Origin of the sequence: Bacillus sp. SA1-12, assembly GCF_000981385.1 — a bacterium.
Taxonomy (GTDB): domain Bacteria; phylum Bacillota; class Bacilli; order Bacillales; family Bacillaceae; genus Metabacillus.
In genome coordinates this window covers 185,950-210,283 of sequence record NZ_LATZ01000120.1, presented here as the reverse complement: position 1 = coordinate 210,283, position 24,334 = coordinate 185,950, and the positions used below count along the sequence as shown (strand labels likewise).

The window sequence follows — 24,334 nt, the reverse complement described above, 5'->3', positions numbered from 1 at the left end:
AAATCTTCACAAATTTATTAACCTTAACAAAATCTAATCCCTTAATGTGTAGGGTCATGTCAAATAGACGCCTTTTTACTAAAGAAAAGCGCTCTTTTCTTGAATAAACAAAAAGCTCATATTAACTAGTATTTATGCAAACAATTAGCTTTAAAACTTATTCTAACTGAAGCTTTGTAATTAAACTAACATAAGCTAGTTTTCTCGAAATTAGTCAGCCTAATTATACATATTAAATTTAATATTGGAGAAATTATTGCTAGCAATTAAAAATTGGAGGAAATTCGATGCAAACAGAACATCATGTTGATTTAACATCTGCAGAAATGGCAAATCTTTGGACGGCGTACCAAAATGATACGATGGTCATTTGTGTTCTTAAATATGCTCTAGCTACCGTTAAAGATACAGAAATTCGTGCCGTTTTAGAATTTGCGTTACAGTTATCTCAATCACATGTTCAACAATTAGTTGCTATGTTTAACGAAGAACAACTTCCTATTCCGGATGGATTTAACGAAAATGAGGATCTTAATTTACAAGCCCCTCCTTTATATACGGATACCTTCTATCTGACATACATTCACAACATGGGTAAAATCGGAATTGAATCATATGGGATGGCTTTAGCAAATTCTTCTCGATTAGACCAAAGTCAATATTTCACCAACTGTCTATCTGAATACACGCAACTATTTAACAAAGCATTACATGTATTACTATCAAAGGGAAACCATACGAGATCTCCGCATATTCCAAAACCAAAACAGGTTCAATACGTTCAAAAACAAAGTTATTTAGCCGGTTGGTTTGGCAGGCGTAGACCTCTTAATGCAATTGAAATTTCGAATATCTATTTTAGTATGATACGAAATATATTAGGAGAAGCACTGGTCACGGGATTTAGTCAAGTAGCGAGGTCTGAAGATGTTCGTACCTTTATGATAAGAGGAAGAGACATTTCAGCCAAACATATTGAAATTTTCGGCTCTGTATTAAGTGAGGATCACCTGCCTCCAGCTAGTAAATGGGATGCTGAAGCAACAGATTCAACGGTTGCCCCATTTTCCGATAAACTGATGATGTACCATGTAACAGCGTTAATTTCGATAGGAATCACCCATTATGGGGCTAGTCTTGGAACAAGTGCAAGACACGATTTAGGAGTTCTTTATCCTCGATTAATGGCGGAAATTGCACAATATGCAGAAGATGGAGCCAATATAATGATTGATAACGGTTGGCTCGAGCAACCACCACAAGCACCAGATCGGGATCAGTTAGCTAATAAGCAGTGAATGCAATGTCAAGGGAAGTACGAATGGAGAAGGCCCTTTGGAGTATTGCAAATGAGGATTTATACCATTATGGATATTCCAGTATTTAAAATCTCAATCTCTCAGTGTCAAAAGTGAGAAATTGAGATTTATTTTTATCTAAATAAGTCATTTATGTTTCTTAGTTCAATAAAAAAGGAGATGCTGCAACACCTCTCTTCATAAAAATAAGTCATTTCTTTGGTTCTTTATTTTTTTTTCCACAGCAAAAGTAAGATAACCAACGGATAGAAGTCCAATACCACCCATTATTACAGCTAAAACATCGAGTTGGATAACTTTAAAATTAATAAACATCGTAAAAAAGCTAAAACCGATAATTAATAGTGCTAACCAATGCGAAAATCTTGAAAAAACTTGTTTCAACCTATTACTTCCTCCAATTATTAAGCTTATATATTTAAATTCTCCTAGTAATATACTTAATCCTTCTTCAACAAACCTGCTTCTTAGTTAAATAAGAAAAAGCCACCGAAATGGCAGCCTGAATCTTAAAGGAAAGCACTCCGTTAGCATTCCTGTAGAGAGTAAATTATTGACTTTGATAAAAAAAGAGCTCCTCAGTAAGATTGAATATAGACACCACTCTAAACCCAAATCTTAAGGAGGAAGCTCTACTATGAAGTATAAAATGCAAGACAAATAAAATCAACTTATTGAAAGAATCTCAGACCGTCATCTCGTTGTCGGAGTTGATATTGCACAACAAGTCCATGTAGCTCGAGCTGTTAATTATCGTGGTATTGTGGTTGGTAATCCTCTTTCTTTCGAAAATAATGAAGTGGGCTTTACTAGGTTACTAGAATGGATCAAAGGATTAAAAGCTGTAAAAAATTTTGATAAAGCAATAGTTGGTATGGAGCCTACCGGACATTACTGGATTAACTTATCGAAATGGCTATACGAACAAAACATTGATGTCGTATCAGTTAATCCTCACCTTGTAAAAAAGAATAAGGAAAACCGAGATAACACCCAATCCAAAAGTGATAAAAAAGACGCTCTCGTCATCGCTGATATGGTGAAGAATGGCTACTATGCCTTTATTCGTCCCACTTCAGAACCTTTCGAAAAACTTCGAGTATTAATGGCTAACCGTGACGTGATTGTTAAACGGCTCGTCAGTTCCATAAACCAAATAAATCGTTGGGTAGATATTGTCTTCCCTGAACTTCGACAGGTATTTAAAGACTTCAAAGGCAAAGGGGCAATCGCAACTCTTCGCTTATTTCCTACACCTAGGGAACTACGTTCCATGGAAGCACAGGATATAGTAAAAGGTTGGAAAACACTGATGAAGCGACACGCTGGCTTTAAAAAAGCACAGTTACTAATAGAATTAGCCAAACATTCTGTTGGTAGTCACCAAGCACATGATGCTTATAAACTACACTTAGAACAATTACTTGAAGAATTTGATCTCGCTACAGCCCAACTCGAAAGAGTCGAAAAAGAAGTTACTGACGTACTCAAACAAATTCCTTTCGCAAGAAAATTACTTGCCATTAAAGGAATTAGTGAAATAACATTAGCAGGAATTTTAGGAGAAGCAGGAGATTTAAGTGGTTTCGCCCATGGTAACTCTCTATTACGACATGGAGGATTACATCTAGCAGAGGCTAGCTCGGGTAAATGGAAAGGACAAATCGTTCTTTCTAAACGTGGGAGATCCAGACTGCGGCGTTTCTTGTATTTAGCGACAATGAGTCTTGTCATGAACAATCCCGAGTTCAAGGAGCTTCACTCCAACAATGTAAAAGTAAAAAAAATGAAGAAAATGAAATCAATTATGAAACTGATTGGTAAACTTGCAAGAATATTAGTAGGAATGGCCCGACGTAATGAATCTTATTGTCCTAGAAAAGTACAACCTTTAACACCATTAGCAGCATAACTGTATCTTTATAAATTAAATACCTATCAATTAATATTTAGATTAGTATTTTATCGAATGTTGCCTTATTCGTAGGATCTCAAAGAAAGCACGGAGTACTGGATGTGTTTAACCCAAGGGCACCGACCCGTTCCGTTAGCAAAACCGGCCTCCACCCCTTGGATAGGCATGACGAAGGAATGAGAGGGCTTAGACCCGTTGAGACATGGGAGGGATAGCCTCCAGGGGCGGCATGGAGAATGCGTGCATAATATGGTAATAATTGGAGTTATTTCTACCTTTCTATTTCCGCATGCCTTCATGTAGCCAAAGTATCAAAATTAATTCCATTCATCCGTTATTGTTCGATCAAGTGGTTTGAAATCCTGCGAATAAGTGAGTATTCGAAAGATAAATGTATCTAACTGAGGAAGTTAAACAGATTGAAATGGTTGATATGTATGATTCAAAGATGATTGAAATAGGTTATGAATCCCTTGGGGAATTTGGGATGAAAGGAAGAAGGTATTTTCGAAAAGGCGGGGAAAATCGGACACATCAAGTACATGTTTTTCAACATGACAACGAATATGAAATTGAACGCCATTTAGCTGTTCGTGATTACTTAAAATCTCATAAAAAAGAAGCGCATACCTATGGCGAATTGAAGGAACGTCTTGCCAAAGAGTTCCCTAATGACATTGCAGGCTATAGTGCTGGTAAAGATAATTTTGTGAAAAATTTGGAACGGAAGGCAATGGAATGGAGACAAAAAAATAAATAGTAATATTTTTATAGAGGTGAAAGAAATGGTTAGAAGGAGATAGATCGCCTCCTAAAAAGTTGTTGTTTAGTTTTTAGGAGGCTAACTTAATTAAGGAGATGTTAAATGATGAAGCAAAATAAGTATGATGATGAAATTTTCTTTTCTAAATATGAAAAAATGCCACGTTCAGTTAAGGGACTTAAAGGTGCAGGCGAATGGCATGTATTAAAAGAGCTTTTGCCAGATTTGAGAGATAAAAGTATACTTGATTTAGGCTGCGGTTACGGTTGGCATTGCCGCTATGCCCGTGAACAACAAGCAAGTTCTGTTATTGGAATCGATATATCTGAAAAAATGCTTCAAAAAGCGCGTGAAAAAACGGATGACCCTCTAATTTCATATATGAAATTACCAATTGAGGATATTCATTTTTCAGAATCACAATTTGATGTGGTTATCAGCTCATTGGCTTTTCACTATATTGAGTCATTTGAATCAATCTGCACAAAGGTCTATGATTGTCTAAAGCCTAATGGTTCTTTTGTTTTCTCAGTAGAACATCCAATCTTCACTTCACGTAATGAACAAGATTGGTATTATGATGTACAAGGAAACAAGCTGCATTGGGCTGTTGATGATTATCAGTCAGAGGGAAACCGCGAAACAACATTTCTGACAGAAAACGTTATTAAATACCATCGTACACTGTCAACCTATGTAAATACTTTAATTAATGCCGGATTTCGTATTAAAGCAGTAAAGGAACCAATTCCATCTGACGAAATGTTAAAGAATAATCCTGAAATGAAAGATGAACTCCGTAGACCGATGTTTTTAATGATCTCAGCTGAAAAGTAAAAGTTAGCTTATACGTTCCTGCAAGAGGCAGGGACGTTTTTTAATTTTTCGGCGACTTTAGATTATATCAGCGTTATTTCTCCATTTATCAGCGTTCCCTAATAAAATATCGGCGGTTTGACCCAATATTTCAGCACCTTCCCAGAACCATTCAGCGAGTTCGACAATTATCGGCGAATTCGTAATATATAAGCGAATCCGCCAATTTTCAGGTTTTCCCCATTTATCTGCTGGTATTAAAACAAAAAAGCGTCTCAAAGACGCTTTTCCCTTAACGTTCCTCTTTATCCAATTCTCGTCGATTTGGTGTAAGCTCTTCAGAGGCTTCTGTCTGATACCTTACATTGTTCAGCTTTTCATTCGTCTCAACGTTATTCAGTACATTGGCCTTCATATAACGATGGAAGAAGGCTTCAAACAAGGCAACACCCACTGCTGTTATTAGTGATGCGATAAAGGCATTTGTATCATTTTCGGTTATATTTGCGAGGTAAAACCATGTTAAGAGCAGTGCTAGAGCAAAATCTGAAATAATTGCTGTTGTATTGCTTGTTCTTGGAAGCAAAAGGAGATCACCTAGAATGTATGAGATAATCCCTAATAAAAATGTAATCGCTAGGATATTGCCAAAGGAAACATCGAAGCCTATTCCTAAAATGACAAAAAGGAGAACGAAAGTCGCGACAGCTTTAATAATTAATGCTTTTACATGTTGCATCTAAATCACCCTTCTTTTTTCTTTATTATTTGAAAAGGGTTAAAAAATTATGCAAAAAAAGCAAAGCAACCCATTAACGAGAAACTGGGCGTTTAAGTGAATAGAGGTCATCTTCAGACTGCATGTTTCGTTCATTTATAATTTTGATAGCATCCTGTACGCCCTCGTTATAAAAGTAAGGACCTAATTTTTCCATGCAAAATTCAAGAAAAGAATCTGTAGCGATTTCCCCGATTTCTTCATCTCTTTCATTGTAAAAATAGCTTTTTATTTCTTCTTTCATCCTATTCCTGGCTTCTTTAGAAAGTTGATTATACATAAATGAAACCTCCATTTGTTTATTCGTCATATACAAAAAAGGAGACAGGCTATTACAAGCTGTCTCCTTTTATACTAATACATTAAGTGTTCACTCGCTAATACTTCTTCAACTGTTTTGTAAAGATAGCCAAGATCATGGGCAACAGCCTCATAGGTTATTTCGCCGGCAAGTACATTTACACCCGCTTTAAGTGCTTCATTATCACTTATTGCTCGATAAATGCCTTTGTTGGCAATTTGCAGTGCATATGGAACTGTTACATTTGTAAGGGCAATTGTTGATGTACGAGGAACTGCTCCCGGCATGTTAGCAACAGCATAGTGGAGAACCCCGTGTTTTTCATAGGTAGGTTGATCATGTGTTGTGATATGGTCAACTGTTTCCACAATACCGCCTTGATCGATGGCCACGTCAACAATAACAGAGCCTGGATTCATGGCCTTTACCATCTCTTCTGTAACTAAGGTTGGAGCCTTTGCGCCAGGAATTAATACAGCGCATATAAGCAAATCTGCTTCAGCTACAGCTGCAGCAATATTGACCGGATTTGACATTAATGTTTTGATTTGCGTTCCGAAAATATCATCTAATTGACGCAGACGCTCCGCACTTAAGTCGATAATTGTTACATCAGCACCTAAGCCAATTGCCATTTTCGCTGCGTTTGTTCCAACAACTCCACCGCCAATGATTGTGACTTTTCCCCGGTTAACTCCAGGAACACCTGCAAGCAGGATGCCTTTACCTCCTTTTGGCTTTTCAAGGAATTGCGCCCCGATTTGTGCCGCCATTCGGCCCGCAACCTCACTCATTGGAGTTAGCAATGGCAATGTCTTATTGACTGTCACTGTTTCATAAGCAATGGCTGTAACGCCTTTATTCTTTAGATGTTTAGCTAAAGCAGGCTCGGCTGCTAAATGTAAATACGTAAATAAGACGAGTCCTTTACGGAAATAACCATATTCTGATGGGAGAGGCTCCTTCACCTTCATAATCATTTCTGCCTTTTCCCAAACGTTTGCCGCTTTTTCAATTATTTCTGCGCCTGCTAGTAAGTATGCTTCATTTTCAAAGCCGCTTCCTAACCCAGCGTTATTTTCGACTAATACACGATGACCGCAAGCAACCAATTGAGTTACTCCGCCTGGTGTTAGAGCAACACGGTTTTCATTGTTTTTTATTTCTTTTGGAATCCCGATTATCATAAAAACCCATCTCCCTAGAAGCTATATTTCTTATTAAAAAGTATAAATAGAATGCTTCCAAACATCTTTGTTTAAAAAAGAGAAAGATTTTTCGTCTTTTTGTGAAATTTCACAAAGACATGCGATCGAGCTTTAAATCGAGGTAAATGGTCATTTTTTGATTTTGGTTTCTCAGGTTTAACTCCGCAATTTCAGCAATTCTTTTTAACCGGTAAGTTAACGTATTCACATGGATATTTAACGCTTTGGATACATCATGGACCTGGCTGTCATGGTCTAAAAAGACCTCTAGTGTTTGCACCAAATTGGTTTTGTGCTGTTTATCATAGTCCTTTAATTTTTGTAAGGAGTAATTTGTGTATCCTTGTTGTTTACGTTGTTCGTATAAGAGATCTAGATACTGATAGATTCCTAATTCTGAAAAGCATGATAATTCGTTTGTTTCGAACGGAAATCGTTTTTTAATTCTCTGTACTGCTAAAGCTTCTTTATAGCTTTTTTCAATTAGACCAGGCTGAGAATAAATACCCCCAATGCTTGCCATAACATCATTGATTATATAACGTTCATTAAGCTGTCGTATAAGAGAGCGGGTAAACAGTTTAATGTCTGATAAAGGTGCATTGTTTTTAGCCGATAATAAAATAATCAGCTCATCATAATCAATGGTATCAAGGACGATATTAGCCTGCTGTGTTGTTTGTAATAAATAGGAAAGCTTTCTTTCTGTTGCGCTGTTTATCTCATGCGGGAACTTAAAGACGACCACGGAAAAAATAGCAGGCAGTCTCAAGTTTAACTCATGAAAGCCTTCACGAATCTCTTTTTCTGTTGAAATATGTCCGGTTAATAGCTTCCAAAAAAACTCTTGGTTCCGCTCCGCTTTTTTCGTTTTTCCTATTTGCAAATGTAATAATTTGTTTTTAACTGCCTGTGCAGCCTTTTTTAAAAGGTGGAGCTCGTTCTCCCCAAGATGCTTTTCAATTTCCAGCGCCCAAATAAAACCTAGCACTTCATTGTTTTTCCAAATTGAAATCGCAATTCGGTTTCCTAATCCAACCTCATCGATCTGACCTACCCGAATTGGCTCATCTGTGCTTAACAGCTTTGGGATTGTCCCATCCTTCCATAAGCTATTGATGACCTTCTCGGGAACGCGCCGCCGGATAATCGTTGAAATTCGGGCTTGGTCTGTGGATTCATCATGTGTACTATAGGCTAGTAATCTATGGTTAACATCTTCTATTGTAATTGGACATTGCAAAACCTCGCTTATTCTGTCTGCAACATCTTCTAATCTTTCAAAATGATAGTGAAATGGATTTTTTGAATGCTCATTCATTATATCCCTACTTTTCTCTTATAGATGAGGATAGGTCTCATGTACATGATTACCTATGCTATTATTTTATCGCTTGTCATTCTTGCTTTTCAATAAAAGCTATGGAAAAATGACTAGTGAATCATGCATGAGCGGCTAAAAAATTCACCAAATGAAGGGATGAAAAAAATGAATTATTACATTATAACTGGTGCATCTCGTGGATTAGGGGAAGCTGTAGGAAGTAAATTGTTAATAAAGGACAATACTATTTTCTACTTAGCTAGAACAAGAAATTACTTTCTTGAGGAAGCAGCATTAGAAAACCAAGCAACACTTCACTTTATTGAATGTGATTTAACGAATGTGGCTCAAATAAGTAATGTCATGGAAGATGTGTTTGAAAGAATTGATGACCTCAGGGCAGCTAAAATTACATTAATTAATAATGCAGGAATGGTCGAGCCGATCAAATATGTTGGCGATGCAGAGGAGAATGAGATGATCGCAAATGTTCAGCTCAATTTACTTGCGCCAATGCTGTTATGTGAGTTTTTTATAAAGAAAACGAAGGAATTACCATGTGAAGCGATCATTGTTAATATTACTTCAGGTGCTGCAAATCGGCCGACATCTGGTTGGAGTGCTTATTGCAGTACAAAGGCAGGATTAAATATGTTTACAAAAACAATCGGTGTCGAACAAGGTGAGCGTGGTAATAAGGTGATTGCCATTGCTTTTTCACCAGGTATCATGGATACACAGATGCAAGGGACGATACGTTCTGCGGGAAAAGAAAACTTTTCATCGATTGAGCAGTTTAAAGACTACCATGAAAAAGGGATGTTACGGTCTCCGGGCTTTGTTGCAAAAGTGTTAATACAGCTTCTTTCAGGTTCAATTGAAAATGGACGGATTTACGATATAAAGGAATATGTTTAGGGCATTATGAAATTATTTGTAAATAATCAATTGTATTGTAAAAAAAGATTCGCAAAAATTGTCAACTGATGCAATAATATTTTATGAAGAAAATGAGGAGGATGTACCACGCTGACCTTATGAAAACTTTCCTACTCATTTTTTAGGTCTTTAGCAAGTGGCTTAAAGGAAATGTGCCATCATTTTCCTTTATATAGTAAACAGTTTAGAGGTGGCTGAATATTAATCGTATAAAACAAAAAAAGGTTGCAGTCATCATCTCCGTAACAATTTTGCTCATTGTTTTATTATCTTCCATAAATTTGTATGTAACCTATGCTAGCACACGTAAAACGATTGAATTAACAATTGAAAACCAAGGAATTTCAAATGCTAGAGCTGTGCTGAATCAATTTAATGTACATACATATGAGGCCTATTTAAAAGACGAGAATTCTCCGGACAAACATCAAAGGCTTGAAGAGAATTTGCGAAAGGCAAAACATGATATGGGAACAAAAGAGGTATATATCCTAAAGGCTGCTGAAAACAATCAACCTAAGCTGGTTGCAGATAGTATTTCAGCCGCCATTTCTATGTCAAATGGAGGAGAGTACAGTAATTTTTTGAAAGAACTTAAGAGGGAATTTACAGAAAATCAGCCATTTTCGATCAGGGTAAACGACCACAAAAAAAGGACATATGTCCTGGCTGGAGTCCCTATTTTAAACAACAGCGGAGAATGTATTGGATCACTTGTTATAGAAGAATATGCTGGAACAGCAAACAATTTAGTAGATAACGTGATTAAAAGTAGTTTTCCTTTTTTTCTATTTAGCGGATTGTTTGTGCTTTTTACATTTAGTATTTTTCTAGCTTATCAGTTATGGCTGCGGCGTGATGTGACCTCACAAGTAGGTGATGCAGAAGAAACTTACCAGGGAGAATATCAATCGATGCTTCAGACAATGCGGTCGATTCGTCATGATTTTATTAACCATATTCAAGTTATACAAGGTTTATTAAAGCTAAAACGAGAAGACATGGCATATGAGTATGTCAATTCTTTAACGAAAGAAGTCGAATCTATGGAATTGCCGCAAAAAGTAAATCATCCGGCACTTTATATTTTATTACAGTCCAAGTGGGTTAGGGCGCAAAATGATAAGGTAGATATGCACTTGTTAGTCGATGAAGATTCTTTTCACAAAATGAAATCAATTGACATCATAAAGATTTTGTCAAACTTGATTGATAATGCATTTGACGCAACGATGATGCTGCCAGAGGCTGAACGGTTCATTAGTATTGAAGTCAAAGCAGTCCCATCTCTATACTTCTTCAAGGTTGAAAACATTGGTCCAAGGATTCCAAATGAGATAAAAAAGGAAATATTCAAGGTGGGATTTTCAACAAAAGAAGAGAGAAAAGGTGTTCCAAGAGGCGACGGTTTAAGTATTGTCAAACATGTAGTTGAACGATATGGAGGAACAATTGAGGTTGATTCAAATAGAAATTCCACAATCTTTGTCATTACAATTCCAATGAAATCTTGAGGCTGTCTCAAAAAAGGTCTGATCCTTCCTGAGACAGTCTCTTTATTTTGCCGCATTTTCGCCCTTGCTAATCGAAAAGTTGTTCCATTCATGCATATCTTACATATATATAATTAAAATACTTTAAAATTGAGAGAAAACCTGCCTATCTAGTGGTTTTGAAAATAATAAAATTCTATAATTTGGATAAGCGCTTCGATTTCCAGCTCCAGCTCATAGCCCCTCCCGTGTCTTGCCAAATTAGAATAGAAGGCAAATAGAGCCTTCTATTCTAAATCGTCTTATTTGCCCTGAGCTGATCAAGGCGCTTGTGCTATTGCTCTTGAAGATGCAGTCTAGATATGTTACATTAGTCTGAATATTTAACAAAAGGAGGATGACCATGCGACGAGTAAGAATCATGGATATATTTATCCATCCTATTGCACAAAAATATTTAAATCGTTCTGGTGTTTTGCATGCTATAACGGTTGCCCAATATGCTGTTCAACTCGCCATTAAGCATGGAGTGAATCCAGATATCGCAGCAAAAGCAGGCTTGCTTCATGATATTGGTCATTATGAATGGTATACCAATGGAAAATGGGATTATGAAGAATATAAGAAAAATGACATTCATGCGATTAAGGGAGCGGAGCGTGCTCACAAGCTTCTCATCCGTCTTGGCGAGGATCGGCAATATGCTAAGGAGATCGCTTTAGCTGTATTATTGCATACAGATTCTTATCTACCAGAAAACTCAATGAAGAAAACGTCACTACAGCAGATTGTCCGTATGGCTGATGAAATGGATGAGGAACCTCTTGGAAAACATCATTACCGGAAAATCAGCGAAGAGGAAGCATTGAAAAGGGTTGAACGCTTGGATCAGGAAATAGAGCAGTTATTAACGGAATATCGAAAAACAGTATAAAATAAATAGTTCATGGTAAAACAGGCTTATTATTAGAGCAAGTTTTACCATTTCTTTATATACATAGGATTAAATTCGGGTGAAATGAATGTATAAACCATAACGTTTGACTGTACAGTTTCAAAACGATAAGATTAAGGTATTACTAGTAGTACGAGGTGATATAATGGGGTTTTGTTGTATAAAATTGGTGAATTAGCAAAAAAGGCAAATGTTTCAAAACGAACAATTGATTATTATACCCAGATAGGGCTGCTGCAGGTAGAATCGACTTCAGCCTCAAACTACAGATTATATTCTGAACAATCGGTTGAAGATATTCGTTTTATTGAATTCTGTAAAGAATTGAATATGAGCTTACATGATATAAAAGAACGACTTGAGCTAAAACGCTCGGGAAAGCAATCGGGCCAACAGCAGGATAAATGCTTAAAACAGGCGGAAATTTTGGCCGCCCATATGAAGCAGCTTGAGATTGAAATTAACGAATTAAAACCAATTTTCAATCGTTTAAACGAGGATTCTCAACAGAAGGTTTCAAAGCAGATTACCCCGCAAAGCAGGGCTCTTATGCAATCGCTTTTGTTTCTTTTACAACAGTTTTAAAGAGTCTATTACAACGTACGATGGGTCAAAATAAGCATAGGTAATTTTAGTTTAGGTTATTTTTTTGCAAAAACAGCAACTTTACAATAAGACTTTCATTTTTTGAGGAGGAGAAAAGGATGTTTTTCCATCCAATGGATTTTTTAATTTTTGCAGCATTAGGCTTATCAATTTGGGCACAGTTTAAAGTGAAGGGCAATTTTAATAAGTGGTCTAAAGTAGCTGTATCCTCTCACAAAACAGGTGCTGAGGTGGCAAGGCAAATCCTTGACCGCAACGGACTTTATCAAGTTCCGGTTGAGCCTGTCAGAGGGACACTAACAGACCATTATGACCCGATCAAGCGTGTTGTTCGTCTATCAGAGCCTGTATACTATGGCCATTCCATCTCATCTGTTTCTGTGGCAGCACATGAGGTAGGACATGCGATTCAGCATCAACAAGCATACGGCGCGTTAGTATTAAGACATAAAATGTTTCCAGTCGTTAATCTTACATCAGGAATTGCGCCATTTTTACTGATCGGCGGAATTTTTCTAAGTTCCCTAAATTTGATCGGTCTTGGGATTATTCTCTTCTCATTCGCGGTAGCATTTCAGTTAATCACTCTGCCGGTTGAATTTAATGCAAGCTCCCGTGCAAAAAAATTGATGGTAGCAGAAGGAATTATCCGTAATAATGAAGAACATGGTGTTAATAAAGTGTTAGGTGCCGCTGCTTTAACATATGTGGCAGGAGCATTAATGGCTCTCTTTGAATTATTAAAGTTTGTTATGATTTTCTTCCAAGGAGAGGAAGAATAACCTGAGAGAAAAAATTTCATTTCCTAGGAGGTGACGGGGACTGTCCAAGCTTAAAAGATGGTGTTTATCATTTTTCAAAACTTACACTGGCAGTAGAATCCAGACTTCGAGGTTCAAAAAAACTAAGAAGATAAGTGGAGTGATAACTGCCAGTAAAGTCCCGATAAATCACGCTTTATGGCCAGTCCCTTATTTTGGATATTGTTAACCTGGTAATTGTTGCGATTTTAATAGCAATAACGGCATTTTTCGTAGCTTCGGAATTTGCGATCGTTAAATTAAGAAGCTCTCGGCTGGATCAACTTATAGCAGAAGGTAGCACTTCCGCAATTTCTGCGAAAAAAGTAACTTCTAATCTTGATGGCTATTTATCAGCATGTCAGCTGGGAATAACCATAACTGCATTAGGGCTGGGCTGGCTCGGAGAACCCACAGTAGAAAGATTGCTGCATCCGCTTTTTGAGACCTTGCATTTAAATGAGTCGATTGTCCACCTTTTAACATTTGCTATTGCCTTTTTTGCAATTACATTTTTACATGTTGTTATTGGTGAGCTTGCTCCTAAAACAGTGGCAATTCAGAAGGCGGAATTTATTACATTGGCCTTTGCAAGACCGCTTATCTTATTTTACAAGGTGATGTTCCCATTTATTTGGATATTAAATGGTTCAGCCAATTTGCTTGTTCGGTTATTTGGTCTAAAACCTGCCTCCGAACATGAATTAGCCCACTCAGAAGAGGAATTGCGTATTATTCTTTCTGAAAGTTACAAAAGCGGTGAGATCAATCAATCCGAATTTAAATATGTAAACCGAATTTTTGAATTTGACGAGCGAATCGCAAAGGAAATTATGGTGCCGCGAACAGAAATCGTAACAACATCAGTTGAAAAAACATTTAATGAAAACTTAGAAATCATGAGGAACGAAAAATTCACACGCTATCCTGTTGTTAATGGGGATAAGGACCATATCATCGGCATGGTCAACCTCAAAGAAATTTTTACCGATTTATATTATTTAATACCCGAAAAAAGAAACGCAACTACGATAGAAAAATACATTCGTCCCGTGATTCAAGTGATTGAATCCATTCCGATTCATGACTTATTAATTAAAATGCAAAAAGAACGTGTGCATATGGCAATATTAGTGGATGAATATGGTGGTACAGCTGGTCTTGTGACAGTAGAGGATATCATCGAAGAGATTGTCGGCGATATCCGAGATGAATTTGACCAGGATGAGGTTCCAGACATTCAAAAGCGCGGTGAATTGCATTTTATTATTGATGGAAAAGTGCTTATTTCCGAGATTAATAACATACTAGGTTTAGATATAGATGATGAAGATATTGATACACTCGGCGGTTGGATACTTACCCAAAATATTGAGAGTAAACAAGGAGATAAGCTGACTTACAATGGCTTTGAGTTTCATATTCTTGATATGGAAGGTCATCTCATCCGCTCAGTTGAAATTCAAAAAATACCTGAGCTGGAAACGGTAAAGCTGCTCGAAGTTGAGGAATAGGTTTATGTAATTGGAGAAGTGGTTAGATTTAAGTCTAACTGCTTTTTTGATTTTAATGAAGAAAATGGTTAAAGAATTTAGGACATTATTGGTAAACCTAAGATAAATATTGTACATTTGTAATAGATAGTAAGTCATTTTTGAAACCCTTTATCAAAGCCGTTCGTATACATAATTAATTCAATGCCTGCTCTAGCCATTTTGTCTAGAACAAGAGGTTCTAACGAAACAGGAGGAAAAATTGTGTTTAAATCTAAGATTCATTTTTGGACATTACAGATTTTATTGCTGCTCTTAATTATTTATGTTGGTACAAAGGTATCCTTTTTGTTTGAACCGATTATTGTTTTTGCTTCAACTCTATTCTTTCCGATTTTAATTGCTGGGATTTTGTATTTTATTTTTGCTCCATTAGTTAAGTTGCTTGAAAGAGGAAATGTGCCGAGAACTTTAGCCATATTAATTCCATATATCGTGTTTATCGGCGTTATTTCTGCACTTATTGCTTTTATCGGTCCGATTCTCTCAGAACAGGCTACCGATTTGATTGAAAATTTCCCTACATACGTTGAAGAAATAACCGAGTTTATTTTAAATATGTGGCAATCACCTGGATTTAAATGGCTTATGGAACAGGAATATGTATCATTTGAACAAATTGAAGCAAATTTATCAGGCTATGCTACAAGCTTGCCTGAAAATATTACCGCCAGCTTTACAAAGATTTTAGGCGTTGTGACAGATATTACGTTAACAATTATTACGGTCCCATTCATATTATTTTATATGCTAAAGGATGGTCATAAGCTGCCTTCCACCGCAGTAAAAATCCTGCCTACCGCTTATCGTCGTGAGGGAATTAAAATTTTTCAGGATTTAAATGAAACGTTATCAGCCTATATCCAGGGCCAGCTCATCGTGTCGCTTGCGGTTGGTTTAGGATGTTTCATCGGTTATACAATTATTGGTCTGGATTATGCTTTAGTACTCGGAATTGTCGTGGCTGTTGCGAACATTATTCCATATTTAGGACCGTTTATTGGTGCAGCACCTGCTGTCATTATAGCTTTGCTTGAGTCTCCGACGAAGGCGTTACTGGCAGCCCTTGTCGTACTCGTTGTCCAGCAAATTGATGGGAATTTTCTCTCTCCTCTTATTATTGGTAAACGATTAAACACCCATCCGCTGACGATTATTTTATTATTGATCGGTGCAGGAAGCTTTGGAGGAATTATCGGGATGATTTTAGCTGTCCCGACTTATGCCGTGTTAAAGGCGGTTACGCTGAACATTATAAGACTGATAAAATTAAGAATGAAATACAAAAAAGAACTGAACATGGAGAAAGCAGAAGATTATTAAGCAGAACCATTTTACCTTTTACTCATATAATGGCGATAAAGCCGCTTAATGGGCTAAAGGGGGAGGAAGAGCAATGCCTGCATTTGTCGGTCCAGTGCAATTAAACTCGATTGAAGAGAATGCGATTTTTAAGGTTGGAGATTCGTTCAGCTTATCTCCAAAAAGTGTAGATAAATCTTCATTAGGTTCTGGTGTAGCAAATAATGGAGATTTTATTGAGATGCATAATCTATTTAATATTACAAATTTTAGTGATATTGACCTGTTTGATCAATCGAATTTCTTTAATAGTTGAAAAAAGGGCAGACTCCAGATCAGGAGTCAGACCCTTTTTTTATTATGTAAAACTGATAAAATTTACTATAATAAAGCTGAGAGATTGTAGGAAAGGATTGTTGTAAATGAAAATAAGAAAAGCGAATGTACATAATGGAAAAGTTTTTATAGAAAATGTGTATATATATGAAAATAAAAAACAAGAATTTAGCCTGATTGCGATTCCTGAAATCGAATGGTCTACGTCGGTTCAATATGAGGAGGAAAGAGAGGAGCTTAAAGCGCGGCTTTTTGAGTCCTTGTCGAAAAATGTAGCGGAAGAGACTGCGGAAGAGTTGGCAGCTAAATTAATTCACTGGGTAGGGGAAATGTAAGGCAAATGTAAGAGGCTCTTAGATTAGTGAGCCTCTTTATTATTGTTTAAAAAATCCTCGACCTGTTTAACATAGTCATCCCTCGGATATCCGCTATAGAGGTTGGAAGCCAGCCTCACTGGGTCTCCAAAAAAATAGCGTTCATATTGAGTTTGGCGGGTCCCAAAGGCACTCATTGTTAAATCCCATGCAAGCCTGAAAATCTTCGTCTTTGTGACAGCATCACAGGCAGCCCCTTGGAAATACTGAGATATATCTGCATCTAACGAGGATTGGAAATCCTCTTCATTAGGAATCGAAACTAAGCCCCCAGCCCCAATAAGCTGTAAGATTTCAATGAACCTTGGATATAGCTTTGGAAACATCGTTACGGCAACATATAATGAATTCGCATTAGGAACAACTGTTCCCCAGCTATCCTCACTGGCATGAAGCTCGGCGCGATCCAATAGCGCTTTCATCGTTTCTAACCCCATGATCATTTCACTTATTTTCTCTTTAATATGTTGATATTCAGATACATTTAAAGTGTGCACCATTTTTTGAGCGAGCCCTAAAATGAACTCTGTTTTTACGATTTGTCTGATGATAACTTGATGGAGGGCAAGCGGCGTAAAGCTGCTTCTGGCAAAGAGCTTTTGAGCTATATCTTGGCGGTGGTAAAAAAATACACGCTCCCATGGAACTAGCACATTATCAAAAATCATGATCGTATCCATTTCATGAAAACGAGATGAAAGTGGATAATTAATAGTAGATTCACCTTGATAATAGGATTCACGGCAAATAAACTTTAAGCCCTTTGTATCAGAAGGAATGCTAAAAGAAAAAGCATATGCTTCATCTTTCACATGAGAGCCAGATGGTAAAACTAAAACTTCATCAGTCATGCCGCCTTGAGTTGCTAGAAGCCTAGCTCCTTTAACGATAAGTCCTTCTGAAGTTTTTTTCACAATAGTAAGTGCAATCGGCTGAGCAGATTGCTCAGCATACCCTGAAGAGCGATTCACCTGCGGATTAATAAAGCTATGGGTAAAAGAAAGATCTTTTTCACGTGCAGTTTCATAGAGAAGGATAAGGTTATTGCTAAACTCTTCATCTTGATCATTAAGAATGCTTGCTGAAGCTGATAGCGTCATAAGAACCGTATTCAGGTAATCAGGTGTTCGCCCCATCATGCCGGCTGTTTTTGTCGCCCAGATCTTGATCATATCCCTTCGCGCTTCAAGATCTTCCTTTGATTTTGGCTGGAGAAATGATAAACCAACTCTTTCATTTGTTTTTGGCGACTTATATGTCATTTTGTTGATCAACTCAGGATGAACCTGTAGATCATAAAGAGCTGCTTTCGTCTTCATTGCCCCTTTATATGCAGGGTGCATTGATAATGAACCCTGAATCTTTTCGCCTTTTATCCAAACCTCAGGCTTTATTTGATCCATGCGTGCTAAGTATTGGTTCCCGTTAATGGCAGGCACACTTCCCACTCCTTACCAACAAATATGTAACACTATATGCTGATGAAATAACTAAGGTGTTTTTAAGATATGAAAAAGGGGAAATAAAAATAATGTAAGAAAATGAAGAAAACTTTTCACAGGAATTAAGCTTCTAAAAAAGGAATAAAGATAATAGAAACAAGGAAATAAATTATGTAAGCGTTTTCTTTTATGTTTAAATACATACACCATGGATAAGCTAAGATTAGCATCTAATTTTGAGAGGTGTGAGGAGAATGCACGAAGAAAACTTTATGAAGGGTATGTTTTGGGCAACATTGTTAAGTGTCCCATTATGGTTATCCTTTTTTGGGTGGATAAAGATTACAATGAGTTTATTTAAACACATGTAAAGCCAGCAAATGTTTAATCCTATAGATTTCATTTTCCTAATATGGTTCAATATATTTTGTGGCAAAAAGTGCTAGTTAACTTTCATTAACTAGCACTTTTTTCTCTTGTTTGCTCACTTTGTTCGTTGCGCTTCATTTTAACATAACCCGTAATAACGATTGCCGCAACGACAATAATCTCAAAGGCATACTGAACCCAATCATCCGCAAAAAAGTTCTGCAGAAAAGGTTCTTTAACAATCATCTTCGTTGCTGTCCAAGCGACAACTGCGGCACCGACTAAAATAATTAGCGGGTATCTTTCAATAAATTTCAATATCACAGTACTTCCCCATACGACAATTGGAATGGAGATTAACAAGCCTAATATAACTAATAAAAAGCTGCCGTGTGCTGCTCCAGCTACGGCAAGCACATTGTCGAGCCCCATTGCAGCATCTGCAATGATAATGGTACGAATCGCTGCCCAGAAGCTATAGCCTGATTTTACCTCATGACTATTTTCATCTGTCATCAAGTTGTAGGCAATCCATAATAGAACCAAACCGCCGACAAGAAGCAGTCCAGGAATCTTCAGCAAATAAACAACGACCAGTGTAGCAAGAGCCCTAATAATAATGGCCCCAATCGTTCCGAAAAGAATCACTTTCTTTTGCTGATCCTTAGGAAGATTACGGGCTGCAAGACCAATGACAATTGCATTATCACCGGCAAGAACTAAGTCAATAACAACTATTGACAGAAGTGCAGTAAAAAACTCAATAGAGATAAAATCCATTTTATTTTCACCCCACTTCTCCTATTTTTAACGGTATGGAGCAATGTATCCTTGTTAAGATTTAACACTGGTCTGATAAGGAAAATAGTGTAAGTTTATTGTATTTTAGAGCATAATGTTTAGTGAATAGAATGTTTTTTTATTTTTTCTAATTTTTGATTGAAAAAATTAAGAAAATAAAAAAGGAAACACACAGATACCGTAGAATCTTTATAATGTATAAGCCTATAAAAATGATAATTGAGCAATTAAAGGAGGTCTTTATCTCTATGGGAGGGCAGCCAACATTTTTTGTCTTGGACGATAAGATGGTTGCGGTATTTTCGGTTATGAAAGACAATTGCAAAATTAAAATGGAATGCTTGTTTTCAAAAACTGGAATTGAAGACTACACCTTAGAGTATCAGGGGCCTAAAGAGAAAAGAGCTGAATTAATTGAACTGGCAATTTTAAAAGCGCAGAATATATTTGATCATAATATTTTAACTGTATAAAGCGGGACTTATCACGCGACGGCTTTATGTCTCGCCTGGCTTGGGCAACAACCCCTTGTCGGATAGTTTACGGGCAGTATCCCTCTTATATCCTTTTGTGGGGACTTTCTGCCCGTTAAGATTAGAAGAAAAGAAAATGGGTTGACTTCTTTCGTCACTGTGATTAAGACGAAAGGAGTCAACCTTTTGTGTTTTATCCTATTTTTTTGCGTAAATAGGTTTGAGTTCTTATTAAAGTGGGAAGAGTACTATGTTTGTCTTAAATTGATTGATTAAAAGGGATTCTCGTGACTCCTGTTGGACAATGGGACAGGAAAGATCTAAGCCTGCGGAAGGTGCAGAGGTGGGCTTGCACTATAAGAGGTAAGCAAGCTTCTGCAGCGGAAGTTAAAATAGTATGTCAGTGCCTATATAAAAAGCAGAGAGCTAGAAATAATTTCATTACCCCTATTTGAATCAACAAAAACACGTAAAGTTTTATAAGGCGATAAAAAGGCATCATTTATTAATGAATCAGGTATAAAGATGTATCTAAAATACATAATTTGGACTATTGCGTATGTTTGCGGTATCGCGCATTGAGTATTACGTATTATTTTCGGTGAAAATTATCGCTAAGTATTTTAGAATTTTTATATATAGAACATTGATTTTGTATACGTTGGCCATGCATTCGCTTACCAACTTATAAGGAGTGTGAAACGATGGATCAGCAAAAGATTGAAGAAATGACGAAGCTGTTACTAAAACTCGAACAAGAAATTAAAGAAACGAAAGAATCATTACACAGTATAAATAAAAGTATCGATAAGTATGATAAATATGCAGTATTGAACGTCTCTTAAATTATTATACATAAAAAAAACTTGGCTAATTTGCCAAGTTTTTTTTATGTTATAAAATGACATATTTAAAAGGAATAGGTATAGATGTAATGGAATAGGGTATAATATACTATTTTCACTACTACTCAAATCCCCCTTAGTATAGTAATATTAAGCCAAAGGGGTGACTGTGATAGAAGTTGTAGACTTTCAATCAATCCAAGAACAGATGAACCAGGCGATTGCCATAAATGTTAAGAATACGACGCTGCAAGACCTATTACAATCCTTTGTTAATTCTAAAAAACGTTTTAGTTTTGGTCAATTGGCGCTTGTTCATCATCATGCATTTGGGGGAAAAGACCCAGAAGCTCTCCGGCTGGCAGCAGCAATTGAATTGTTAATTTTGTCATTTGATATGTTTGATGATCTTGAGGACTTGGATAATAAGAATGAACTTTGGATGCAAATGGATCCTGCAATTGCTTTAAATGCTGCTACCACACTGTATACAGTTAGCCAACACACTTTTCTAACACTATCTTCTCCGTTTCAACAGCAAATTTTGCATGCTGTTAATAAATACGCTGTTCAGGCAATGGAAGGGCAGCATGAAGATTTGCAAAACTCCATAAGCACAGAAGAAGAATGTTTAGAAATGATGAAGCTTAAGTCAGGATCACTAATTGCACTTGCCTGTGTAAGCGGAATGCTGCTTGCAAATGCCAATAATCCTGAGGTGGAGAACTATTCTTATCAAATTGGCATTGCCGCACAAGCTGATAACGATCTCAGAGATCTCTTTAATCCGATGAAAAATGACCGTTCGATTCAAAAGAAATCTTTGGCCATTTTATATTTACAACAGGGCTACAACAAACATGCTCATGATCTGTTAACGTTTTTTTCGAGTGGAAAAGACATTCTTGAGGAATTTGGCGATTTTAAATACTATAAACAAAAACTCCTGAATTCTGGCGTAGCTCAATATTTAAATGTTATAAGCCAAGTTGCCATCAACCGGGCAATACGAATGATCGAAGGATTAAAAATCAATTCATTCCAAATTGAAAGCTTGAAATTCCATTTAATAAAAAATAAAACCAATCATAAGGAGAGATAAAGCCATGCATGAAATTGTAAACTTTTTAATTGAAAATCCAGATGTATTAGAAAAAGTTATTAACGGACAAGCAAGTTTGCTTGGGGTGGATCTAGATGATGTTTTGGCTGTGATTGAGGGGATTCTTAATTCTGGAAAGTTATTAAATACTTATTGGGCTTAAAATATTGAAAGGTGTCCGCAATGCGAGGTAATTTTAATAACACATATAAATTATTTTTGGTAATAAGTATTATTATTTCAATATATATTTCCTTTTTAAATATTAAGTATCCATATGTTGGAGCAAATGTCGAAATAAACAAGAATAATGAAATAATAATTACTAATTTAGAACCAAAATCATGGGCTGAAAAAGTAGGTATTAAGGTTGGGGATATTCTCGTTGAGGTTAACGGTGCAGACCCATTTAAACATGAACCTCTAATAAATCAAGAAGTTCTTGAGCAGGTACAATCATTTACTCTAAAAAGAGACGGTATAAATAAATATTACCAGGTTTACACTTCATTACTTAGTACACAGAGTCTATTTGTTATAATAATACCATTGACAGTACTTTCTCTTTGTATCTTCTGTAGCTTTTATATCTATAAATCAAATAAGACAGTTAATTTAAAGTCTGCAAATTTGCTTAATTTATTTTTATTAATTATTGCAATGGCATATATTAGTGCCACTGGCTCTTCAAGAGGGGATGAAATAAGCAGATATATTAACTTAAGTTTATTTATTCTGGTACCTGTAAGTTATCTTCATTTTTTATATCAATATTTTTATGAACTCGGGAAAAAACTCTTTAGTTTTGCTTTTATAAAATTTGGATATTTCTTAGTAGTACTTAATTTACTTGCTGAGATTTCTCAAAATATATTTTTATTTAGCTTTCATATAAATAGAATGATCAATCTAAGTTCTTTTTTTATTTTGCTTATTTTAACCTTTGTTTTGAAATTTACTGGATTAAAAAAGATAAAGTACTCGGAACAAGCGTATATAGTTAAAATATTAATAGTTACGAATGTTCTAGCATTCTCACCCTTTTTATTATTCTATGTTTTACCTTATGTCATTTTTCAGAAATATATCTTTTCACCAACTTTTTTAGCTGCATTCTTATTATTAATACCTTTTTCTTTGGTTTATCAATTTTTAGCTACCAAAATATATGATATTGAGTTTTTATTAGGAAGGTTGAGGTATTACTCATTATTAGCAATAATACCTTCCTTGGTTATTGTAGGCATTATGCTTAATTTAAAGGAAAGTAACCCTGATTTTTATCAGATAAAACTCACAATTGTAGTTTATTTAGCAATGATCCTTGTCTTTTATATAAAAGAAATCTTTGATTTCCGCTTCAGACTGAAAAGATTTTCTGAAAAATACAATTACCAAGACAGCATTTTTAAATATACTCAAAGCATTAGGAAGTCGAGTAATTTAGATCAGGTTATCACCGAACTGAAACAGGTCATCGTGGACGTTTTGCTGGTTAGCAAGGCCTTTTTTATTGAGATTGATAAGCAGAAGGAGATAACTTCTGTTGACCCGCATGCAAAAGAAGCGGACTTTGGTTCCTATCTTTCAGAAATAAAAAATGTTTCGAATGAAATTGGGAAAATAATTGAAGTGGATAAGGGTTTTGTCATTAATATTGGCGAAACCGAGGATAGGAGCTATGTGCTGCTTTGTTTGTCGATCTTAAATACACCGAGACTTACACGCGATGAAATTTCTTGGCTAAAAACCTTATCTTTTTATACGAATGTATCGTTAGAAAACTTTTTGAAAATTGACGAGCTTATGCAGCATTTACAAAAGATTGAGACAGAGGGACAAAATCCGGCATGGCTTACAAAACTGTTATTTTCGATTGAAGAAAAGCAACGCTCAAATCTTGCAAAGGATCTTCATGATTCAGTGCTTCAGGATTTAGTTTCGTTAAAAAGACAGTGTGAGCTTGTACTATCTGGAATTGATGTGGAATCAACGGAATTAAAGAACCAGCTGCAAAAGATGAATAGCAATATGACGAAAATTATTAAAACCACAAGGGAAACGTGTCAGGAATTGCGCCCGCAATTGCTTTATGATTTGGGCTTGGTTAAGGCTCTTAATAAGCTGGTGATGCAATATCAGGAAATCGTTGACTTTGATATCAGATTAAATACAGGTAACTTTACAATGAATCTCGATATTGATACACAGTTAAATCTTTATCGGATTGTCCAAGAATTGCTGACAAATGCCCAAAAGCATTCAAAAGCATCACACGTATTAATCATTCTTGTTTGTATAAAAGAAAAAATAGTTCTTCATTATGAGGACAATGGAATTGGGTTTGATTATAATCATAGGTATGATAAAACCGAAAGTATGGGATTGTCAGGAATTAGCGAGCGGGTGAAGGCCTTAAAAGGCTCAATTAACATTGACTCAGCAAAAGGTAACGGCTTAAAAATTGATGTTGAAATTTAAGTTTGGCGTTTATAAAGGGGCTTTCTCAAAACCAAAGGG

Annotated in this window: 26 protein-coding genes; 18 read left to right on the top strand and 8 right to left on the bottom strand. The window is 36.2% G+C overall.

Annotation, left to right across the window (positions count from 1 at the left end):
• Positions 1-287 precede the first annotated feature (287 nt).
• Complete coding sequence (locus WQ54_RS22940) at positions 288-1,298, top strand: DUF3231 family protein (RefSeq protein ID WP_046587714.1); 1,011 nt, start codon at positions 288-290, stop codon at positions 1,296-1,298.
• Between the two features lie 198 nt (positions 1,299-1,496).
• Here the strand turns inward: WQ54_RS22940 and WQ54_RS22935 are convergent, their stop codons facing one another.
• On the bottom strand, positions 1,497-1,703 hold the full coding sequence (locus WQ54_RS22935; protein ID WP_046587712.1) for a hypothetical protein: 207 nt from the start codon (positions 1,701-1,703) through the stop codon (positions 1,497-1,499).
• Between the two features lie 289 nt (positions 1,704-1,992).
• Between WQ54_RS22935 and WQ54_RS22930 the strand changes: the two genes are divergently transcribed.
• From WQ54_RS22930 to WQ54_RS22920, 3 genes are all read left to right on the top strand, one after another.
• Positions 1,993-3,231 carry an IS110 family transposase gene (locus tag WQ54_RS22930; RefSeq protein WP_231597630.1) on the top strand — a complete coding sequence of 413 codons (1,239 nt, stop codon included), beginning with the start codon at positions 1,993-1,995 and terminating at the stop codon, positions 3,229-3,231.
• 394 nt (positions 3,232-3,625) lie between these two features.
• A complete protein-coding gene (locus tag WQ54_RS22925) occupies positions 3,626-3,994 on the top strand; it encodes a GrpB family protein (RefSeq protein WP_084822282.1) in 369 nt (122 codons plus the stop codon).
• A 108-nt stretch (positions 3,995-4,102) separates the two neighbouring features.
• Entirely contained in the window at positions 4,103-4,834 is a 732-nt protein-coding gene (locus WQ54_RS22920) for a bifunctional 2-polyprenyl-6-hydroxyphenol methylase/3-demethylubiquinol 3-O-methyltransferase UbiG (protein WP_046588023.1), read from the top strand.
• Positions 4,835-4,891: 57 nt separating this feature from the next.
• Here the strand turns inward: WQ54_RS22920 and WQ54_RS22915 are convergent, their stop codons facing one another.
• The 5 genes from WQ54_RS22915 to WQ54_RS22895 form a co-directional block, all read right to left on the bottom strand.
• A complete protein-coding gene (locus tag WQ54_RS22915) occupies positions 4,892-5,092 on the bottom strand; it encodes a hypothetical protein (protein WP_046587711.1) in 201 nt (66 codons plus the stop codon).
• A 13-nt stretch (positions 5,093-5,105) separates the two neighbouring features.
• Positions 5,106-5,552, bottom strand: coding sequence for a YndM family protein (locus WQ54_RS22910; RefSeq protein ID WP_046587709.1), 447 nt, complete (start codon positions 5,550-5,552; stop codon positions 5,106-5,108).
• A 73-nt stretch (positions 5,553-5,625) separates the two neighbouring features.
• The gene (locus WQ54_RS22905; protein WP_046587707.1) at positions 5,626-5,871 is read right to left on the bottom strand and encodes a DUF2164 domain-containing protein; all 246 of its coding nucleotides are present in this window, start codon (positions 5,869-5,871) and stop codon (positions 5,626-5,628) included.
• Positions 5,872-5,945: 74 nt separating this feature from the next.
• A complete protein-coding gene (gene ald, locus WQ54_RS22900; protein WP_046587705.1) occupies positions 5,946-7,079 on the bottom strand; it encodes an alanine dehydrogenase in 1,134 nt (377 codons plus the stop codon).
• Between the two features lie 109 nt (positions 7,080-7,188).
• The gene (locus WQ54_RS22895) at positions 7,189-8,421 is read right to left on the bottom strand and encodes a CdaR family transcriptional regulator (protein ID WP_046587703.1); all 1,233 of its coding nucleotides are present in this window, start codon (positions 8,419-8,421) and stop codon (positions 7,189-7,191) included.
• 168 nt (positions 8,422-8,589) lie between these two features.
• On the opposite strand from WQ54_RS22895, the gene WQ54_RS22890 reads away from it, so the two are divergent.
• From WQ54_RS22890 to WQ54_RS22850, 9 genes are all read left to right on the top strand, one after another.
• A complete protein-coding gene (locus WQ54_RS22890) occupies positions 8,590-9,342 on the top strand; it encodes a (S)-benzoin forming benzil reductase (RefSeq protein WP_046588021.1) in 753 nt (250 codons plus the stop codon).
• A gap of 302 nt (positions 9,343-9,644) precedes the next feature.
• A complete protein-coding gene (locus tag WQ54_RS22885) occupies positions 9,645-10,877 on the top strand; it encodes a sensor histidine kinase (protein ID WP_156178088.1) in 1,233 nt (410 codons plus the stop codon).
• A 382-nt stretch (positions 10,878-11,259) separates the two neighbouring features.
• A complete protein-coding gene (locus WQ54_RS22880; protein ID WP_046587700.1) occupies positions 11,260-11,790 on the top strand; it encodes an HD domain-containing protein in 531 nt (176 codons plus the stop codon).
• Positions 11,791-11,967: 177 nt separating this feature from the next.
• On the top strand, positions 11,968-12,396 hold the full coding sequence (locus WQ54_RS22875; RefSeq protein ID WP_046587698.1) for a MerR family transcriptional regulator: 429 nt from the start codon (positions 11,968-11,970) through the stop codon (positions 12,394-12,396).
• Positions 12,397-12,515: 119 nt separating this feature from the next.
• The gene (locus WQ54_RS22870; RefSeq protein ID WP_046587696.1) at positions 12,516-13,199 is read left to right on the top strand and encodes a zinc metallopeptidase; all 684 of its coding nucleotides are present in this window, start codon (positions 12,516-12,518) and stop codon (positions 13,197-13,199) included.
• Between the two features lie 194 nt (positions 13,200-13,393).
• A complete protein-coding gene (locus WQ54_RS22865) occupies positions 13,394-14,731 on the top strand; it encodes a hemolysin family protein (RefSeq protein WP_046587694.1) in 1,338 nt (445 codons plus the stop codon).
• A gap of 243 nt (positions 14,732-14,974) precedes the next feature.
• The gene (locus tag WQ54_RS22860; RefSeq protein WP_046587692.1) at positions 14,975-16,093 is read left to right on the top strand and encodes an AI-2E family transporter; all 1,119 of its coding nucleotides are present in this window, start codon (positions 14,975-14,977) and stop codon (positions 16,091-16,093) included.
• 73 nt (positions 16,094-16,166) lie between these two features.
• On the top strand, positions 16,167-16,388 hold the full coding sequence (locus WQ54_RS22855; RefSeq protein ID WP_046587690.1) for a spore germination protein: 222 nt from the start codon (positions 16,167-16,169) through the stop codon (positions 16,386-16,388).
• Between the two features lie 106 nt (positions 16,389-16,494).
• Positions 16,495-16,743, top strand: a complete 249-nt coding sequence (locus WQ54_RS22850; protein ID WP_046587688.1) for a YueH family protein — start codon at positions 16,495-16,497, stop codon at positions 16,741-16,743.
• A gap of 23 nt (positions 16,744-16,766) precedes the next feature.
• On the opposite strand, the gene hpaB is transcribed toward WQ54_RS22850, so the two are convergent.
• Positions 16,767-18,221: a 4-hydroxyphenylacetate 3-monooxygenase, oxygenase component gene (gene hpaB / locus WQ54_RS22845; protein ID WP_084822279.1), complete on the bottom strand. Its 1,455-nt coding sequence runs from the start codon at positions 18,219-18,221 to the stop codon at positions 16,767-16,769.
• Positions 18,222-18,680: 459 nt separating this feature from the next.
• Positions 18,681-19,373: a TerC family protein gene (locus WQ54_RS22840; protein WP_046587686.1), complete on the bottom strand. Its 693-nt coding sequence runs from the start codon at positions 19,371-19,373 to the stop codon at positions 18,681-18,683.
• 269 nt (positions 19,374-19,642) lie between these two features.
• Here WQ54_RS22840 and WQ54_RS22835 point away from each other — a divergent pair, with 269 nt between their 5' ends.
• From WQ54_RS22835 to WQ54_RS22820, 5 genes are all read left to right on the top strand, one after another.
• On the top strand, positions 19,643-19,867 hold the full coding sequence (locus tag WQ54_RS22835) for a hypothetical protein (RefSeq protein WP_046587685.1): 225 nt from the start codon (positions 19,643-19,645) through the stop codon (positions 19,865-19,867).
• 704 nt (positions 19,868-20,571) lie between these two features.
• On the top strand, positions 20,572-20,712 hold the full coding sequence (locus tag WQ54_RS22830) for a DegQ family regulator (protein ID WP_046587683.1): 141 nt from the start codon (positions 20,572-20,574) through the stop codon (positions 20,710-20,712).
• Between the two features lie 169 nt (positions 20,713-20,881).
• A complete protein-coding gene (locus WQ54_RS22825) occupies positions 20,882-21,814 on the top strand; it encodes a polyprenyl synthetase family protein (RefSeq protein WP_084822278.1) in 933 nt (310 codons plus the stop codon).
• Between the two features lie 4 nt (positions 21,815-21,818).
• Positions 21,819-21,977 carry a competence pheromone ComX gene (gene comX / locus WQ54_RS32990; protein ID WP_084822277.1) on the top strand — a complete coding sequence of 53 codons (159 nt, stop codon included), beginning with the start codon at positions 21,819-21,821 and terminating at the stop codon, positions 21,975-21,977.
• Between the two features lie 20 nt (positions 21,978-21,997).
• Positions 21,998-24,295 carry a histidine kinase gene (locus WQ54_RS22820; protein WP_046587681.1) on the top strand — a complete coding sequence of 766 codons (2,298 nt, stop codon included), beginning with the start codon at positions 21,998-22,000 and terminating at the stop codon, positions 24,293-24,295.
• Positions 24,296-24,334: the final 39 nt, after the last annotated feature.